This is a genomic window from Yersinia vastinensis (genome assembly GCF_902726565.1).
GTDB classification, from domain to species: domain Bacteria; phylum Pseudomonadota; class Gammaproteobacteria; order Enterobacterales; family Enterobacteriaceae; genus Yersinia; species Yersinia vastinensis.
Window position 1 is genome coordinate 15315 of the sequence record NZ_CACVAF010000006.1, and the last position, 17534, is coordinate 32848.

Here is a 17534-nt window from a genome sequence, read left to right on the forward strand (position 1 = left end):
ATTTTGATCGGGTTTGGCTTCGGTGGGTATTCGATTTGTTCTCTTTGCTAGCTCCGTCATCTCAGCCGAGTAGGTAGGCTGGCCCTCTTGCTCGGTTGAGGTGACGGGGATTCAGTTGCCGTTGATCTCATGTCAATCAAACAGATTCACCTGAACGATTATCCGCTCTTGAGTCGGACTCTGCATCCGGCATCATATCCGGTGAACCCCAATCAACCCTTGTTGCTCTAATGCATAAGCGGCCCGCAAGCAGAAATCTTCTCGCCATGGCGCGGCGATTAATTGAACACCTATCGGCAACCCATTGGTGGTTTTCAGTGGCACGGTAACCACCGGTAAACCGAGGAAAGAAATGGGCTGGGTTAACATCCCCATACTGGCGCGAATGGGTAAATCAGTATCGTTAATCCGCATGAATTCCTGCCCGATGAGTGTGGCACTGCTAGGGGTTGCGGGTGCAATCAAGATATCCCAGTGCTCAAACAGCGGCAGAATTTGCTGACGAAAATGGTGACGAAAGCGTTGAGCTTGAACATACCAGCTTGCTGGCAACATGGCACCGGCTAACAGCCGCTCTCGTGATAGTGGTTCAAAGCGCTGGGGGGATTTTCTCAACGCAGGGAGGTACTGATTTCCCCCCTCGGTGGCACTGATAATAAATGCCGCTGAACGTGCCAAATCGCTCTGCGGCATCTCGACCTCGGTAACCGCTTCCAGCCCTTTGGCCACACGATGTACAGCAGCTTTTGCATCGCTATCACACCATTGGGCGAAATAGCCCCCCAATACCGCACTTCTTAATCCTTGTTGTCCACGATACAACTGGTCAGAACAGGGGGCCGGTGGTTTTTCCGATTGGAAACTGTCATGAATATCAGCCCCTTGCATAGCATCATACACAGCGGCCAAATCTGGCACACAGCGCGCCATCGGGCCAACATGATCCAGACTGGCGACAAAAGGATGAGTGCCCGTGCGTGAGAGTCGGCCAAAGGTGGGTTTCAATCCGAAAATACCGCACAGTGAGGCCGGGACTCGAATGGAGCCATTGGTATCGCTACCCAGCGAAAAATTAACCAGCCCGGCAGCCACGGCGGCGGCTGATCCTCCCGAAGACCCGCCGGCAATACGGTTAAGGTCATGAGGGTTACGTGTTGCGCCATAATGACTATTTTCGGTAGTAAAACCATAGGCATAGGCATCCATATTTAACATGCCAGAGAGCATGGCCCCTTGGCCGGCTAAGCGTGAAATAACGGCTGCATCGTGTTTGGCGGGTGGGCGTTCGCAAAATAAGCTGGCTCCGGCGAGGGTGGTTTCACCCTCGACATCAAACAGATTTTTCACGGCATACGGAATTGCCGCCAGTGCCGGTAAGGTTTGGCCTTTGGCGCGCAGGCTATCAAGTCGGTAGGCTTCACTGAGCATGCGATCCGCTGTGATGTGGGTATAGGCATTGATGGTTGGGTTGACAGCGCTGATAGTGTCCAGCGTGTGTAGTGCAATATCTTGTGCGGAGAGTTCACCATGATTCAAAGCCTGCTGAATTTCACTGATGGTGAGTGTTGGAATCTGTTTCATAGCCGGTATACCCCAGCAATTTCCTGTTTCTCATCCAAAGGCACGGCCATCAAGGGCCCCGCCATGGCAGCAATTCGTTCAAATTGCAGTAGCAAGGCGGCGCGGCGGGTATCATCCAGTTCTAATGCCAATAAGACTTCCATTTGCTGAATATAAGTAGCCCAATCCATGGCGGTTTTATTTGAAGTTTTTTTCATGACAATTCCTGTTCTAAATTGTGGATGAAATTAATAACCAACGGCGCTGCCACCCTTCCTTGCAGGGCCATATTGCTGTTGATTATCTGGCTTCCCTCATTGCCCATTGGTTGAAATAGAAAAAAGGAAATCACAGAAACAAAGCAAGAGGCGTTCCAGAATGTCGAGTTTTGTGCTGAGAATGAAAATTACCATATTACCGGTAGGGGCAGATGTGCTATGTTCCGCAAAAAATGGCTATATTGAAACGATAGTTTCAAGGGCTGGGGAAGAATATGAAACAGATTGATGAGCGTTTACGGGCGCACTATGCGCAATTAACCCCACAGGAGCAGCGAGTTACTGACTTTATCTTTGACCATTTTGATGACCTGATCAGTTATAACAGTGCCGAACTGGCGCGGTTAAGTGGCGTGTCTAAGGCCACCGTCAGTCGGCTGTTTAAGCGGCTTGGCTACAGCAGTTATCGGGAGATGCGTGAAGAGGTGCGAACCTTGCGCCAAAGTGGAATGCCGTTGACGGATAACCGTGATGCTGTGCAAGGAAATACCTTGCTGTCTCGCCACTATAAGCAGGAAATGGCGAACCTGACTCAGTGGGTCAATCAATTAGACAGTCAGCAATTTAGTGACGTTATCTCAGCACTGGTGCATGCACCGCGCATCCTGTTGTTGGGGTTGCGTAACAGTTACCCAGTAGCACTGCATTTACGCCAACAACTGCTACAAGTACGCCCGCATGTCCAACTCATACCACAAGCGGGGCAGACATTATCAGAGGAGTTGGTAGATGTCAGTTCACAGGATGTGGTGATTGTGGTGGCTTTTCGTCGGCGGCCTAAGATTATCCGCGACATTCTGCAGCATATGCAGGTGCTGGGAGTACCGACATTATTGATTTGTGAACCACAGGCCCAGTCATTGCTACCGTTGGCACACTGGCGATTTACCACACCACTCGACAGTGTGTCGGCTTTTGATAGTTACTCCTCAGCGATGAGTTTGGCAAACTTACTGAGTAATGCATTATTGCATGAGACTCTGGCACAAGGGCGACAAAGAATTCATCAAATAGCTGATTTATATGACGCTTTTTCTGAACTAGAACAACGGTCATGACTGAACCCGCAAGAGGACTTCTCGAAGGCAGGTTTCCACGTCGTAATTACCACTGACTGCTCTTTTATGGTGCATTTCATTTGCTGATTTGCACTTTCTCTGTGATTTTCCCTCCGTGACATTTCCCTTTACCCGGCATAGAACTCCTGATTATGGGCCTTCTCTGCAAGTTTATCTTTGGCACAGTAGTTGCAACGATGGTTTCAGTATATTGAATTAAAGAATCTATCGTTTCATCACTTACTTATCGGAGATAAGCTATGAACATGAAAAAGCGGATGTTGGCCTGGTTGGGTGCTGCACTGATACTCGTTCAGGCACCTTTAGTGTTAGCCGATCAATTAGAGCAAATTCAACAACGTGGCGTATTACGAGTGGCTGTTCCACAGGATTTTCCGCCTTTTGGCTCTGTGGGCACCGATCTTCAGCCTCAGGGGTATGACATCGATATGGCCCACTATCTGGCTGATAAGATGAAACTAAAGTTGCAATTAGTGCCTGTGACCAGTGCTAATCGGGTGCCCTATCTGCAAACCGATAAAGTGGATTTAGTCATTTCTAGTTTGGGTAAAAACCCGGAACGAGAAAAAGCCATCGCCTTTAGTCGAGCTTATGCGCCGTTTTTCCTCGGAGTATTTGGCGCGAAGGAGGATGCACTGAAGCAACCCGATCAGTTAGCAGGGAAAACGGTCGGAGTGACCCGTGGGGCTGTGGAGGATATGGTGCTGAGTGAGTTAGCTCCCAAAGAGGCTCAAATAAAACGTTATGAGGATAACAACACTACATTGTCAGCTTATTTATCAGGTCAGGTGGATTTTCTGGCTACCGGTAATCTAGTGGTTAGTGCATTAGCTCGACAGAATCCAACCCAAGCGCCAGTGGCGAAATTTATGCTGAAAGATTCACCCTGCTATATCGGTTTGCGCCAAGGAGAACCTGCTTTGAAAGCAAAGGTAGATGCACTGATTGTTGAAGCGCTGCAGGACAACACTCTCAATAATTTGTCTGAAAAATGGTTAAAGGCTCCGTTACCTGCTGACCTTGGTGCATAACAGGAGCGGCCGATGACCTATCAGCTAAATTTCTCTGCTTTGTGGCCCTATTGGCCGGATCTATTGTCTGGTCTGCTGATCACCATTGAGTTGACGGTCATGGCGACCATTGGCGGCATGGCACTGGGGATCGTCGGTGCGGCGATCCGCTGTAGTGACAATAAGGCTAGCGGTAGCGTCATATTGCGCCATATATGGGGGGGATATGTGGAAATTGTGCGCAATACCCCTTTTGTTGTGCAGTTATTCTTTATCGTTTTTGGCTTACCGGCGCTGGGCTTGAAGTTAAGTGCGGGGCAAGCTGCCTTGCTGGCGATGATAATCAATTTGGGTGCTTACAGTACCGAGATTATCCGCGCCGGAATTCAGGCCAGTGCCAAAGGCCAATGGGAAGCCGGGCGAGTATTGGGGTTGAGTCGCAGCCAGACATTTTTCCGGGTGATCCTGCCGCCTTCATTACAGCGGATTTATCCTGCCCTCGTCAGCCAGTGCATTATTGTGATGCTTGGCTCTGCGGTGGTGTCGCAAGTGGCATTTGAAGAACTGACATTTACGGCCAACTTAATTCAGTCACGTACATTTCTCAGTTTTGAGGTCTATTTGGTGACCACATTGCTGTATTTGTTGTTGTCCATTGCGATGCGTCAGTTGTTGTTGATGGCAGGACGTCGATTCTTTGGGAGCCGTACCTCATGATGTTTACTGACTGGGATATTATCCGCAATTTGTTACTGGCGGCCCGCTGGACGCTCTTACTGTCACTGACTGCCTTTATGGGGGGCACTCTGGTGACATTGCCGCTGATGTTGATGCGCATGAGCCGTTGGCGGTGGCTGGCATGTTTTGTACGTGGCTATACCGAGCTATTTCAAGGCACTCCCTTGCTGATGCAGCTATTTTTGGCGTTTTTCGGTTTAGCGCTGTTTGGTATTGATGTTAGCCCGTGGACGGCGGCGGCAATGGCATTGACCCTGTTTACCAGTGCGTTTCTAGTGGATATCTGGTGCGGCAGTATTGATGCTTTACCAAAAGGTCAATGGGAGGCTTCGCGCTGTTTGGGCCTGAGTTTCAGCCAAACCTTGCTCCGAGTTATCGCCCCGCAAGCGATGCGCATTGCCATTGCACCCACCGTAGGATTTTCGGTGCAGGTGATTAAAGGCACTGCACTGGCTTCGATCATTGGTTTTATTGAGCTGACTAAAGCAGGAACCATGCTAAATAATGTCACTTATCAGCCATTTAAAGTCTTTTGGTTGGTGGCGCTGGGCTACTTTCTGATGTGTTACCCCTTGTCGCGCTACAGCCATTATTTGGAGAGAAAATTCCATGCCGCTGATCACCATTAATCAAGTTCAAAAATACTATGGTCAGAACCATGTACTGAAAGGTGTGGATCTGGATATTGAAATGGGTGAAGTTATCTCAATCATTGGCCGCAGTGGTTCTGGAAAAAGCACGCTACTGCGTTGTATCAATGGGTTGGAAGCCTATCAGGACGGCAGTATTAAACTGGGCGGCATGACGGTGACTCATCGCGATTCACAGGCGCGGGAAATTAGCCGTTCAGTCGGGATGGTGTTCCAGAGTTTTAATTTATTCCCACATATGACGGCGCTGGAAAACGTCATGCTGGCACCGCGCCGGGTATTGAAAAAGAGTGCTGCCGAGTGCCGTGCTCTGGCAACCGAAATGCTAACCAAAGTCGGGTTAGCAGATCGAATCGATTACTATCCTGCCAATCTTTCTGGCGGTCAGCAGCAGCGAGTTGCCATTGCACGTGCGCTGGCAATGCAACCTAAAGTCCTACTCTGCGATGAAATAACTTCCGCGTTGGATCCTGAACTGGTGGGCGAAGTATTGAAAGTCCTTGAACAACTTGCGGCGGAAGGGATGACCCTGATCCTAGTCACTCATGAGATGAATTTTGCTCGAGAAGTGGGTGACAGAGTGGTGTTCATGCATCAAGGACAAGTGTGGGAGCAGGGTGAAAGCCGCGCCCTATTTTCTGCTCCTCAAACAACTGAGTTAAAACAATTTATATCCACCGTTCGCGGTTTATAACAACGTCTTACCGATTTAGAAAATGGAGATTTTTTATGTCAGCGCTCAGTCATAATCCGCTGTTTAGCCAGATAAACCCGCCAGCACGATTACTGATGGGGCCAGGGCCAGTCAATGCTGATCCGCGAGTACTACGCGCGATGGCCAGTCAGCTGATCGGGCAATATGATCCGGCGATGACCGACTATATGAATCAGGTGATGGCGCTGTATCGCGGTGTTTTTCGCACTGAAAATCAGTGGACAATGCTGATTGATGGCACTTCGCGCGCGGGTATCGAGGCAATTTTGCTGTCGGCTATCCGCCCCGGTGACAAAGTGCTGGTGCCGGTTTTTGGCCGCTTCGGCCATTTGCTATGTGAAATCGCCCGCCGTTGCCGCGCCGAGGTGCATACCATTGAGGTGCCGTGGGGTGAAGTCTTCAGCCCAGAGATGATTGAAGATGCCATCAAGAAAGTACATCCGCGCCTGTTGCTGACTGTGCATGGCGATACCTCGACCACTTTGTTGCAACCGCTGGTGGAGTTAGGTGAGATTTGTCGTCGCCATCAAGTGCTGTTTTATACCGATGCCACTGCTTCATTGGGGGGAAACGCGTTGGAAACGGATGCTTGGGGGTTGGATGCGGTTTCGGCTGGGTTGCAAAAGTGCCTCGGAGGGCCATCAGGCAGCTCTCCGGTGACCCTCAGTCCACAATTCGCCGAGCAAATTCGTCGTCGTAAATGTATTGAGCAAGGGATCCGAACCGAAGCTCACGCTGACGGTGACGAAGAGATGATTTACTCCAATTACTTTGATTTGGGCATGATCATGGATTACTGGGGGCCAGAACGGCTCAATCATCATACTGAAGCCACCAGTATGCTTTTTGCAGCACGAGAATGTGCGCGGGTGATATTGGAAGAGGGGCTGGATAACGGCATCGCTCGCCATGCCTTGCAAGGGGCTGCACTGCTGGCAGGCATTCAGGGAATGGGGTTGGCGGTGTTTGGTGATATGAAGCACCGGATGAATAATGTACTGGGCGTGATGATCCCCGCAGGTATTGCTAGTGAGCAAGTACGTCAACTGATGCTAAATGACTTTGGGATCGAGATAGGTACGTCATTTGGGCCATTGAATGGCAAAATTTGGCGCATTGGCACCATGGGATATAACGCCAGAAAAGACTGCGTGATGCAAACGCTGGCGGCATTGGAGGCGGTGCTGAACCGGCTAGGGTTTGCCACCGTTCAAGGCGCGGGGCTACAAGCTGCATGGAATATTTATCAAGCAGACAGTGATAAACCGTTCTTTGATAAACAATCAATGAATAAACCTGATGGTGCCAGATAATGGCCGCCACCCTGCCTGATGCCGAGGCAGAGCAGGCCGCATTACGGGTTTTGGCCCGTTGTGATGCGCTGGCGGCAATCAGTGAATCACCCGAGATGTTGACGCGAGTGTATATGTCACCTGAACATTTACTCGCGAATCAGCAAGTTGGGAAATGGATGCAAGCCGTCGGAATGCGCGTTTGGCAGGACTCTGTTGGTAACATTTGTGGCCGTTATGAGGGACTGCAACTCAATGCTCCAGCCATATTACTTGGTTCCCATCTTGATACAGTGCGCAATGCAGGCCGCTATGACGGCATGCTCGGGGTATTAAGCGCCTTGGAAGTCGTGGGGTATTTGCATCAGCAGCGGCGGCGACTACCGGTTGCCATCGAAGTCATTGGTTTTGCTGATGAAGAGGGAACGCGCTTTGGTATTACTTTGCTGGGCAGCAAAGGAATTACCGGGCACTGGCCAACTGACTGGCTAAATAAAACGGATGCTGAAGGTGTTAGTGTGGCGCAGGCGCTGGATAAAGCCGGTTTCCCCCCCGCAGCGGTTGGGGAATCGCAGCGGGCAATCAGTGAGTTCTGTGCTTATCTTGAGCTACATATAGAGCAAGGTCCGTGTTTGGAAAACGCTGATTTAGCCTTGGGCGTCGTGACGGCAATTAATGGGGCTTGCCGCCTACATTGCCAGTTTATCGGGCTAGCGGGTCATGCTGGAACCGTCCCAATGGGGCAGCGCCAGGATGCATTATCCGGTGCGGCTGAATGGATATATGCGGTTGAACAGTTCACTGAAAGTTATGGTGAGTATCTCGTGGCGACGGTAGGGACGCTGGCATGTTTACCCGGCGCAGTAAATGTTATTCCAGGTGAAGTGACGTTAACTCTGGATATTCGCGGCCCGCACGACAGCGACATAAACCATTTGTTAGCCCGCTTATTGGCTGAAGCTGAAGTGATAGCGGTTCGCCGTGGCCTGACATTCTCGGCTGAAGAGTTTTACCGCATCAATGCAACTTGCTGCGATGATAATTTACAGCAACGTATCAGCGAGAGCGTTAGCCGAGTACAGGGGCGTTCATTAGCCCTGCCCAGTGGCGCGGGTCATGATGCGATTGCGGTTGGCGAATGTTGGCCGGTGGGAATGTTGTTTGTACGCTGCAAAGGGGGGATAAGCCATCACCCAGATGAATCCGTTACCAGTAATGATGTTGCTCTGGGCATTCAAGCCTACCTAGAGACGGTATTGTCATGGGCTTGAGCCGCGGGGTTAACGTGCCGCGAGGCACGCTTCCCATTGCTGGATATTTATACCAGTAAAAATTTGTCGGCATCATGATAAGCCGGAAACGCTTCGCGGTAATTTTGCAGTGTTTCTAGCGATAGCTCCGCATTTAATTGTGTGGCTTGCCCTGGTTCTGCCTGTGCCAGAACCTCGCCTTGCGCATCTAGAATGAGGCTATCGCCTTGATAATAATGACCATTATCATCATCACCGACTCGATTACAGCCCGCTACGTAAGCCTGATTTTCTATCGCACGGGCTGCCAGCAAGGTTTGCCAGTGTTTGGCACGAGCTGCAGGCCAATTAGCGACATACAACGCTAAATCATAATCTTGCAGGTTACGTGACCACACCGGGAAACGCAGGTCATAACAGACTTGCGGTAAAATACGCCAGCCGCGCCATGCCACAATTTTGCGCTCTTTACCTGCCTGATAATGATGATGTTCACCCGCCATACGGAATAAGTGGCGCTTGTCATAGCGATGGATTTTTCCACTAGGTTCAGCCAGCAGAAAACGGTTAACTGCGCCCTGTGGTGTGCTCAACGCCACACTTCCCCCCACCAGAGCATCAGTACGTGCCGACCATTGGCACAGCCAGTCGATGATCTCGGCTTCTGAAAGTGCATTTTCAGCTGCATTCATGGCAAAACCGGTGGTAAACATTTCTGGCAGCACAATCACATCTCGTGGCGTCAAAGACGCTAATAGCATGTCAAAGTGACGCAGATTAGCTTGCGCATCCAACCACACCAGCGGTTGTTGCAGTAGAGTCAGTTTTAAAGTTGACACAATCGCTCCGCAGCGGCGTCCAGCGTGGCATCTTGTTTGGCGAAGCAAAGCCGGATCAGTTTATGGGGGAAGGGGCCTTCACAGAATACCGATAAAGGAATAGCCGCCACGCCCACTTGTTCGGTCAGCCATTGGCAGAACTCAACATCATCAAGATCTGAAACCGCGCTGTAATCGACCAAGAGGAAATAAGTGCCCTCGCTGGGTAGGATTTTCAGGCGACTGGCAGATAACGCATCGACAAAGCGGTCGCGGCGAGCGCGGTAAAACGCCGGCAATTGCTGCCAATGTTCTGGTTCGGCATTCAGCATATCGGCCAGTGCCAACTGAACGGGGGTGCAGACTGAGAAGGTCAGATATTGGTGAATTTTACGCACTTCAGCACTGATGGCGGCAGGGGCAATGCAATAACCCGCTTTCCAGCCAGTCATGTGAAAAGTTTTGCCAAAAGAAGATACCGCTATCGCCCGCTCCCGTAATTGCGGATGAGCCAATATGCTGGCATGGCCTGCGTCACTGAAGCAGATATGTTCGTACACTTCATCACTCAATACATAAATATTGCGTTCAGCAATCACTTGCCATAGCTGTTCAAAATCGGCTGCGCGCCAAACCGTTGCAGAAGGGTTATGGGGTGTATTCACAATCACCAATCGAGTGCGCTCAGAAATCAAATCGGCAAATTCGGCCCAGTCAGTGGTGAATGCTGGGGGCTTGAGAGCGATACGCTTGAGAATACCGCCTGCCAGTTTCACCACTGGGGCATAACTGTCGTAGCTGGGGTCAAAGCAAATAACTTCATCGCCGGGACGAACCAAGGCTGTAATCGCGGCAAATAAGGCTTCACTGGCACCGGTAGTCACGGTAACTTCGCTATCGGCATCAGGCTGCCAGCCATAACTTTTTGCGGTTTTCTCCGCAATGGCATGGCGCAGCGGTGCAACACCCGTCATGGGCGCATATTGGTTAGCGCCTTGGCTGACATGATAGGCCAATCGCTGCTTTAGATAGTCAGGTCCATCGAAATCCGGGAATCCCTGCGACAGGTTAATGGCTTGATGTTTTTGCGCCAATGCACTCATTTGGGTGAAGATGGTGGTGCCTTGTGCAGGCAATTTACTGTCTGGAATAAAAGATAAAGTGCTCATGGCAGGTGAATACTCCTGGTGCCGTATGTTGCCGTCAATATAACACGATGTTAAGATTTGGCAATCGAGACGCTTAGATGTTTAAACGGCTAAATGACGTAATGTGCTAAGCATAGATAAAATTGTGCTAACAGCGATTATCCAGCTAATTGCAGTAGCTGCGGGCTAGGGCACACCAACACCACAACAGGGATATGCAATGACCGAAAATGTACAACTTGGCGCGTTACTCGCCGCCTGCCACTGGATCGGTGAGAAGGGCTGGTGCCCTGCGACCGGTGGCAATATGTCCCTGCGTCTGGACTCAGCACACTGTCTGGTGACGGAATCTGGCAAAGATAAAGGCAGTTTGACCGCAGATGACTTTTTACTGGTGGAAACCGCCAGTAATCATGTGCCGAGTGGCCGTACACCTTCAGCCGAAACCGGCCTGCATACCTTACTTTATCGTCTGTATCCTGAAATCAATGCGGTCTTACATACTCACTCGGTGAACGCTACGGTGTTATCGCGAGTAGAACGTAGCAATGAGTTGGTATTGCAGGGCTACGAAATGCAAAAATCGCTTTCCGGGCAGCGCAGTCATCTTGATACCGTGGTCATCCCTATCTTCGATAATGATCAGGATATTCCTGCGTTGGCGCAGCGAGTCGCCGCGTTGGCGGATAATCATCCACTGCGTTATGGCTTTTTAGTGCGTGGCCATGGCCTGTATTGTTGGGGGAATTCGGTATCTGAAGCGCGCCGCCATTTGGAAGGGCTGGAGTTTTTGTTCCAGTGTGAATTACAACGGCGCTTGTTTGACGTAAACCCTTAAGGCTGGAGGCCGAATGATTCAGGCAATTGTTACCGATATTGAAGGCACCACCACTGACATTCGCTTTGTGCATCAAGTGCTGTTTCCTTATGCCAGAGAGCGATTAACCCCATTTCTGTTTGAACATCAACAAGATGAAGAGATTGTTGCCGCTCTAACTGATTTGCGCCGCGAGATTGAGCAACCCGATGCAGATACTGAAACGTTGATTGATACTTTGCACCGTTTTATGGATGAAGACCGCAAATCTACGGCACTGAAGGCCATTCAAGGCATTATCTGGCGTAGTGGCTACCTGCACGGTGATTTTCGCGGCCATCTCTACCCGGAAGTTGCTCAACAATTGGCTGATTGGCAACAGCAGGGGCTAGGACTGTATGTCTACTCCTCCGGCTCTGTTGATGCCCAGAAATTGCTGTTTGGTTACAGCGATGCAGGAGATTTACGCCCCTTATTCAGCGGCTATTTTGATACCCACGTAGGGGCCAAACGTGAAGTGAGCGCTTACCAGAATATTGCTAGTCAATTGGCGATTGCACCGCCAGCGTTACTGTTTTTATCTGATATCCGTCAGGAATTGGATGCTGCACAACTTGCCGGCTGGCATACCTGCCAGTTGATTCGCGACCTTCCTGATAGCGAGAGCCGTCATCCACAAGTCAACCGCTTTGATCAGATAGATTTAGCGCGTTTTAAATAAAGAGCTGGGGGTTTTACAGTATGAGCGGATTAACTATTTTCAGTGAAGAACAGCCGGCGCAGCCACTGTGGCAAAGTGTTGATGCTGATGCAATCCAACAGGAGTTGACGGCCATTGGCGTGCGTTTTGAGCGTTGGCAAGCAGACCGTGAGTTGGGCGAAAATCCACAACCTGAAACGGTGATAGCCGCTTATCAGCACGAAATTGATCGATTAGTCGCAGAAAAAGGCTATCAGAGTTGGGATGTGATCAGTATGCGCCCCGATAACGCGCAGCGTGAAGTTTTACGTGAGAAATTTTTATCGGAACATACTCACGGTGAAGATGAAGTGCGTTTCTTCGTTGAAGGCAGTGGGCTATTTTGCTTGCACCTGAATGGTAAGATTTATCAAATTCTCTGTGAAAAGAATGATCTCATCTCCGTCCCTGCGAATACTCGTCATTGGTTTGATATGGGATCGGCACCGAATTTCACCGCTATTCGTGTATTTGATAACCCAGAAGGATGGGTGGCACATTTTACCGGTGATAAGATTGCCGATGCTTATCCTCGATTGAATTGAGCAAAAGTTGACCTCAGGCGGCAGTATAGCCACCTGAGGTTTTTTTTAATGCTCAGGTTGGAAGAAGCCTGCTGTCACTTGCTCTGGTGTAATTACACCACTGTCCAAAACCCAACCGCTAATTAATGCTGCCGGGGTAACATCAAACGCCGGGTTGTACACTCTCGCATCTTGTGGCGCCCATTGGCAGTTGCCAAAACTCCCAGACACTCCGGTGACTTCACTGGCTGCCCGCTGCTCTATAGGGATGGCTGCACCATTAGGACAAGCCGGATCATGGGTAGTGTGTGGTGCGGCAACGTAGAATGGAATACGGTGGTAGTGAGCCAAGACCGCCAGACTATATGTGCCAATTTTATTCGCGATATCGCCATTGGCGGCAATTCGGTCCGCACCGACCCAAATGGCATCTACTTGACCTTGCGCCATCAAGCTGGCGGCCATCGAATCACAAATTAATTGATATGGAATACCCAGTTCCCCTAACTCCCATGCCGTTAAGCGGCCACCTTGCAACAAAGGGCGGGTTTCATCGACCCACACTTGACGGATTTTGCCCTGCTGGTGAGCGCGCAGTAATACACCGATAGCCGTACCGATCCCCGCAGTTGCCAGCCCGCCGGTATTGCAGTGAGTCAGCAGGTTGCTGCCGGGTTTTACCAGTGCAGCACCATGTTGGGCAATACGCTCACAGAGTTCGCGATCTTCCTCTACCAAGCGCAAAGCCTCGTGCACCATGGTTTCCACCCAGTTGGCTTGCAAAAGTGCTTGCTGCATCCGGGCCAGATTATTCATCAGATTAACCGCAGTAGGGCGCGATTCCCGTAGAGCAATTAGGGCTTGCTCAAGTTGAGCTTGTGATAAGCCACGTTCTGCCAGCAAGGCCAACAATAGGCTGGCAGACAGACCAATCAAGGGGGCACCGCGTACTCGCAGTGCTTGAATATGCTCAATCAGCAATTCCACAGTATCGGCAGACAACCATTCTTGGCGCTGCGGCAAGGCCTGTTGATCGAGTATCCAAAGCTGGTTATCAACAATTTTTAAGCTGGTTGTTTGTAAATTGAGCATGTTAAGCATCTGCATTGTCAGTTAAATCCATGTTGCGTTATTGCATCTGGTTTCTTATTCTGCCAACATAACTTATGGATGTGTAGACGTCTATATGGTTTTACGCCTAAATTTGGGATTTTTGTACTAACAGGGAATAATTTCACGGCTAAACACAGGGTTGGCGGTGAGTGAATCAGAATCAGATAAAAGAAAAAGAGGTTGAAGATGTCGCGCTACCATACATTTACTGCTGCGGATGCTGTTGAATATGCTCGTCAATTCGGCCAAGTGGCCGATCCACTGACTTTAGTGTCGGCTGATGAAATTGGTGATGGAAATCTCAACTTGGTATTTAAAATCCGCGATACAGCAGGGGTGAGCCGAGTCATTGTCAAACAAGCGCTGCCTTACGTACGTTGCGTTGGTGAATCTTGGCCGTTGACCTTAGATCGCGCCAGAATTGAGGCACAAACGCTGCTGACACACAGCCAATTCTGTCCACAACATACCGTCAATATATTGCACCATGACGTGGAATTAGCCGTGATGGTGCAAGAGGATTTATCTGATCACCATATCTGGCGCAGTGAGTTGCTCGCTGGAAAGCACTACCCGCAGGCCGCTGCACAACTGGCGGAATACTTGGCGCAGACCTTATTCCATACTTCAGATTTTTATCAGTCAGCCCAAGCTAAAAAAGCCGCAGTAAGCCAATATACCAACCCGGAATTGTGCCAAATAACCGAAGATCTGTTCTTCACTGATCCTTATATAGACCATGAACGCAATAATTTTGACCCAGCTTTATTAGCCGATGTATTGGCACTGCGTCAGGATCATGCGCTTAAATTGGCTGTGGCTTCCCTGAAGCATCGTTTTTTAAGTAAAGCTGAGGCGTTACTTCACGGTGATATTCACAGTGGTTCAATTTTTGTCGCGGATGGCCGCCTGAAAACCATTGATGCGGAATTTGGTTTTTATGGCCCGATTGGCTTTGATGTGGGCACTGCGCTGGGGAATTTGCTGCTCAATTATTGTGGCTTACCGGGATTGGCTGGCGCACGTGATGCAGCGGCAGGTCGTGAACAACGACTAAAAGATATTCATGTTCTCTGGGAAACTTTCTCTTACCGTTTTTTGGCATTGAGTCAGGAAAAAACGCAGGATTCAGCACTGGCAATCGAGGGCTATGCCCAGCTATTTCTTCAGCAGGTTTGGCAAGATACCATTGGTTACTGTGGTAGTGAATTAATCAGACGCACCATTGGGCTAGCCCATGTTGCTGATTTGGATAGTATTGCTGATGATGAAATGCGCAGAGCATGCCAACGCCATGCCCTGAACTTAGGGAGGACATTGATATTGGCGGCGTCGCACATTGACAGTATTGATGATCTAATAGCCCGTATTAGGCAAAATGGATAACTAAATCGGCCACACTGCATTAATTGCCGCTATTTCTATAAAAATATAGCCACCCTGCATAGCAATCTAGGGTGGCTTTATTATTTTAAATACTATTAATGTTAATAACACTTTTCTCATGCAATGAATTCAATATTTTTTAGTGTAATTTAATTCGATTTATTTTCTTTCATAACTTATTGATATATTAAATTAGCTTTGAACGCTACGCTTTAATAGTCTTGTTGTTTAAATTAATGATTTTCATAAGGTTACAATAATTCATTGCTATTAATATAAGTAATACTTATTTTGAAATCATTTACCTTTGCGACTTATTATTGTTTTGGATTAATAACTTACTATTCAACTAAAATAACTATTTGTGAGAAAGAGACCTGTCCTACTAGGCTGTTTTCATAACAAACAGATGAGAGTTTAGCAGTTAACATACTGTTTTTTTATTGCTCATTTTTAATTTATCTAACTATTATCACTCGAGGTTTATTTTAATTAACTATTATATTGATAACTAAAAAATTTACTGAGTGGCCGACTAATTAAGTAATTAGGGTGGTTATTGTTTGGCTGATGTTATCTCTAATTAAATGGGCATGTATTTATGCGATATTTTTATTACCCAGTAATGATGTTAAACCAATCAAAAAAAAGTTCGGTTTTATTTCTTTTTTTCCCTTTCTCTGTGCTCTTTTTAAATTTTAATCTTATCGCTGCGCCTCAAATAATAAATATACCTAATGCAGGTAATATTAGTAATGAAATTAGGCAAACAACGGTAGAGCCTACGCCAGTACCACATGAAACAGAAATACAGTTCCAGACACTGACGCCAGCATCGCCACCCAATCAACCTGTTGTCGAGCATTATATTATATTAAGTAAGGTGAGATTTGAGGGGGATACTGAGTTGTTGTCTACCAGTTATCAGGATTTGTACACGGTGGTTACCCCTTGGTTAGGCCAGTCATTAACATTTTCTGATTTGCAGAGTATGGCGTTGGCAATAACTCGGTTCTATCGGAATAACGGATGGGTCGCCGCTCAGGCAATATTACCGCCTCAAACTGTTCATAATGGTATTATTTTGGTTAGAGTGATTGCCGGAAGATTAGATAAACCTGAAATCAATAATCAAACTCGACTGAATACCCCATTTGCTATCGCTATGATTGAAAGTAATAGTTGCGGCAAAGAGGTTGGATTCTTTGGTGGAAAAAACTGTGCCGCTTCTCCAGTAGAATTATCCCGCCTGGAACGTACAGCACTTATTCTTAATGAAATTCCCGGTATCGATGCTTCTCTGGCATTAAAGCCAGGAACTCAATCTGGAATGACTCGAATTTACGCTGATATTACTCCGGGGCAGCGTGCAATGGGGTATCTGGGGATAGATAATCAAGGTAATGATTATTCTGGTCATAATCGGCTATTAGTTGGAGGGGCATTTAATCATTTAACTGGATGGGGGGATCAATTACGGGCAGATCTAATATTATCCAGTTCAACAGATGTTTTTAGTGGTTTGCTAGATTACAACTTTCCTATTAATACCTATGGTACCCGTGCTGCAATTAATTATAGTCATTTGAATTACACCTTAGCCGGGCCATTCGATGCGTTGGATGCTCATGGGTATTCCGATACGTGGGGTATTAATTTACGTCATCCATGGATACGTAATTCACAAGTCAGGGTAAATGCAAATGTCGGCTATTATCAGGCCAGAATGCGCGATTCACTGATTATGCTGCCAAAACAAAAACGAAATCTGGATGCTGGTGAGTTCGGTATTGATGGCTCGCTAAGTGCCTTGCCTCGAGGGCTGAGTCATTTCAATTTACTCGGTACAGCGGGCCACCTTTCTCTGGACGATGAATTTAGCCAAAGTGTAAATACGCTGACCGGAATAGGGGGCACCTTTGCTCGCTTTAATTATCGTCTCGGCCATGATCAGGGTTTTAGTTCCTATGTTTCATTTTTTAATCAGTTCACCGGCCAAATGGCCAGTAAGAATCTTGATAGTTCTCAAAAGCTATTACTGGCAGGGCCATTGGCTGTCCGTGCCTATGGTATTGGTGAGGGGGCGGTAGACAAAGGCACTGTATTTACCACGGAGTTACGTACTCACTGGCAACCCCATTTTCCTGCATGGGCAGGCGTCGGGAATCAAATTATGATTGCTGCATTTTTTGATCAGGGGTGGGGGGCATATTATCGCCAACCAATTGAGGGCCTATCAGAAAATAACATTAATTTATCTGGCGCTGGTGCCTATATTTCATTCGCTCGCCCGGCAGATTACACCTTAAATCTGACTTGGGCACATCGAACCGGTCAGGCAATAACACGTAATCAAGACCACGACCAGTTATGGCTCAACGCTTATAAGATGTTCTAGCGTTTACCTGCATATTTGT

At 48.4% G+C, this 17534-nt stretch carries 17 protein-coding genes; 12 read left to right on the forward strand and 5 right to left on the reverse strand.

Features of this window, described 5'->3' with window-relative positions:
- Window positions 1–192: 192 nt before the first annotated feature.
- Window positions 193–1581 (reverse strand): AtzE family amidohydrolase, encoded by a 1389-nt coding sequence (locus HUZ92_RS10290; RefSeq protein ID WP_050139969.1) that lies wholly within the window; start codon window positions 1579–1581, stop codon window positions 193–195.
- Window positions 1578–1778 (reverse strand): oxalurate catabolism protein HpxX, encoded by a 201-nt coding sequence (gene hpxX, locus HUZ92_RS10295; protein WP_050139968.1) that lies wholly within the window; start codon window positions 1776–1778, stop codon window positions 1578–1580. Before hpxX ends, HUZ92_RS10290 begins: the two co-directional genes overlap by 4 nt.
- Window positions 1779–2053: 275 nt before the next feature.
- On the opposite strand from hpxX, the gene HUZ92_RS10300 reads away from it, so the two are divergent.
- From HUZ92_RS10300 to hpxK, 7 genes are all read left to right on the forward strand, one after another.
- A complete protein-coding gene (locus tag HUZ92_RS10300; protein ID WP_050296061.1) occupies window positions 2054–2896 on the forward strand; it encodes a MurR/RpiR family transcriptional regulator in 843 nt (280 codons plus the stop codon).
- A gap of 260 nt (window positions 2897–3156) precedes the next feature.
- Window positions 3157–3948 (forward strand): transporter substrate-binding domain-containing protein, encoded by a 792-nt coding sequence (locus HUZ92_RS10305; protein ID WP_050101658.1) that lies wholly within the window; start codon window positions 3157–3159, stop codon window positions 3946–3948.
- Window positions 3949–3960: 12 nt separating this feature from the next.
- Complete coding sequence (locus tag HUZ92_RS10310) at window positions 3961–4644, forward strand: amino acid ABC transporter permease (RefSeq protein WP_050101657.1); 684 nt, start codon at window positions 3961–3963, stop codon at window positions 4642–4644.
- Window positions 4641–5294, forward strand: coding sequence for an amino acid ABC transporter permease (locus HUZ92_RS10315; protein WP_145525281.1), 654 nt, complete (start codon window positions 4641–4643; stop codon window positions 5292–5294). The genes HUZ92_RS10310 and HUZ92_RS10315 overlap by 4 nt, the downstream gene beginning before the upstream one ends.
- Window positions 5275–6009 carry an amino acid ABC transporter ATP-binding protein gene (locus HUZ92_RS10320; protein WP_050101655.1) on the forward strand — a complete coding sequence of 245 codons (735 nt, stop codon included), beginning with the start codon at window positions 5275–5277 and terminating at the stop codon, window positions 6007–6009. The genes HUZ92_RS10315 and HUZ92_RS10320 overlap by 20 nt, the downstream gene beginning before the upstream one ends.
- Before the next feature lie 35 nt (window positions 6010–6044).
- The gene (locus HUZ92_RS10325; RefSeq protein ID WP_145579570.1) at window positions 6045–7343 is read left to right on the forward strand and encodes a pyridoxal-phosphate-dependent aminotransferase family protein; all 1299 of its coding nucleotides are present in this window, start codon (window positions 6045–6047) and stop codon (window positions 7341–7343) included.
- On the forward strand, window positions 7343–8593 hold the full coding sequence (gene hpxK / locus HUZ92_RS10330; RefSeq protein ID WP_050101653.1) for an allantoate amidohydrolase: 1251 nt from the start codon (window positions 7343–7345) through the stop codon (window positions 8591–8593). Before HUZ92_RS10325 ends, hpxK begins: the two co-directional genes overlap by 1 nt.
- A 47-nt stretch (window positions 8594–8640) precedes the next feature.
- Here hpxK and HUZ92_RS10335 read toward each other — a convergent pair whose 3' ends face one another.
- Window positions 8641–9411 carry an amidohydrolase gene (locus HUZ92_RS10335; protein WP_050296056.1) on the reverse strand — a complete coding sequence of 257 codons (771 nt, stop codon included), beginning with the start codon at window positions 9409–9411 and terminating at the stop codon, window positions 8641–8643.
- Window positions 9399–10559 carry a pyridoxal phosphate-dependent aminotransferase gene (locus HUZ92_RS10340; protein ID WP_050296055.1) on the reverse strand — a complete coding sequence of 387 codons (1161 nt, stop codon included), beginning with the start codon at window positions 10557–10559 and terminating at the stop codon, window positions 9399–9401. Before HUZ92_RS10340 ends, HUZ92_RS10335 begins: the two co-directional genes overlap by 13 nt.
- A 199-nt stretch (window positions 10560–10758) precedes the next feature.
- Between HUZ92_RS10340 and HUZ92_RS10345 the strand changes: the two genes are divergently transcribed.
- From HUZ92_RS10345 to HUZ92_RS10355, 3 genes are read left to right on the forward strand one after another with little or no spacing between them, the layout of a single operon-like run.
- Window positions 10759–11376, forward strand: a complete 618-nt coding sequence (locus tag HUZ92_RS10345; RefSeq protein ID WP_050101650.1) for a methylthioribulose 1-phosphate dehydratase — start codon at window positions 10759–10761, stop codon at window positions 11374–11376.
- Window positions 11377–11389: 13 nt separating this feature from the next.
- Window positions 11390–12076, forward strand: a complete 687-nt coding sequence (gene mtnC / locus HUZ92_RS10350; RefSeq protein WP_050101649.1) for an acireductone synthase — start codon at window positions 11390–11392, stop codon at window positions 12074–12076.
- 20 nt (window positions 12077–12096) lie between these two features.
- Window positions 12097–12639 (forward strand): 1,2-dihydroxy-3-keto-5-methylthiopentene dioxygenase, encoded by a 543-nt coding sequence (locus HUZ92_RS10355; protein ID WP_050101648.1) that lies wholly within the window; start codon window positions 12097–12099, stop codon window positions 12637–12639.
- Window positions 12640–12684: 45 nt separating this feature from the next.
- Here the strand turns inward: HUZ92_RS10355 and mtnA are convergent, their stop codons facing one another.
- The gene (gene mtnA / locus HUZ92_RS10360) at window positions 12685–13725 is read right to left on the reverse strand and encodes an S-methyl-5-thioribose-1-phosphate isomerase (protein ID WP_050139946.1); all 1041 of its coding nucleotides are present in this window, start codon (window positions 13723–13725) and stop codon (window positions 12685–12687) included.
- A 192-nt stretch (window positions 13726–13917) separates the two neighbouring features.
- Here mtnA and mtnK point away from each other — a divergent pair, with 192 nt between their 5' ends.
- Together mtnK and HUZ92_RS10370 are read left to right on the forward strand one after the other, a co-directional pair.
- Window positions 13918–15117 carry an S-methyl-5-thioribose kinase gene (gene mtnK, locus HUZ92_RS10365; protein WP_145579571.1) on the forward strand — a complete coding sequence of 400 codons (1200 nt, stop codon included), beginning with the start codon at window positions 13918–13920 and terminating at the stop codon, window positions 15115–15117.
- Window positions 15118–15745: 628 nt separating this feature from the next.
- Window positions 15746–17515: a ShlB/FhaC/HecB family hemolysin secretion/activation protein gene (locus HUZ92_RS10370; RefSeq protein WP_174846827.1), complete on the forward strand. Its 1770-nt coding sequence runs from the start codon at window positions 15746–15748 to the stop codon at window positions 17513–17515.
- Window positions 17516–17534: the final 19 nt, after the last annotated feature.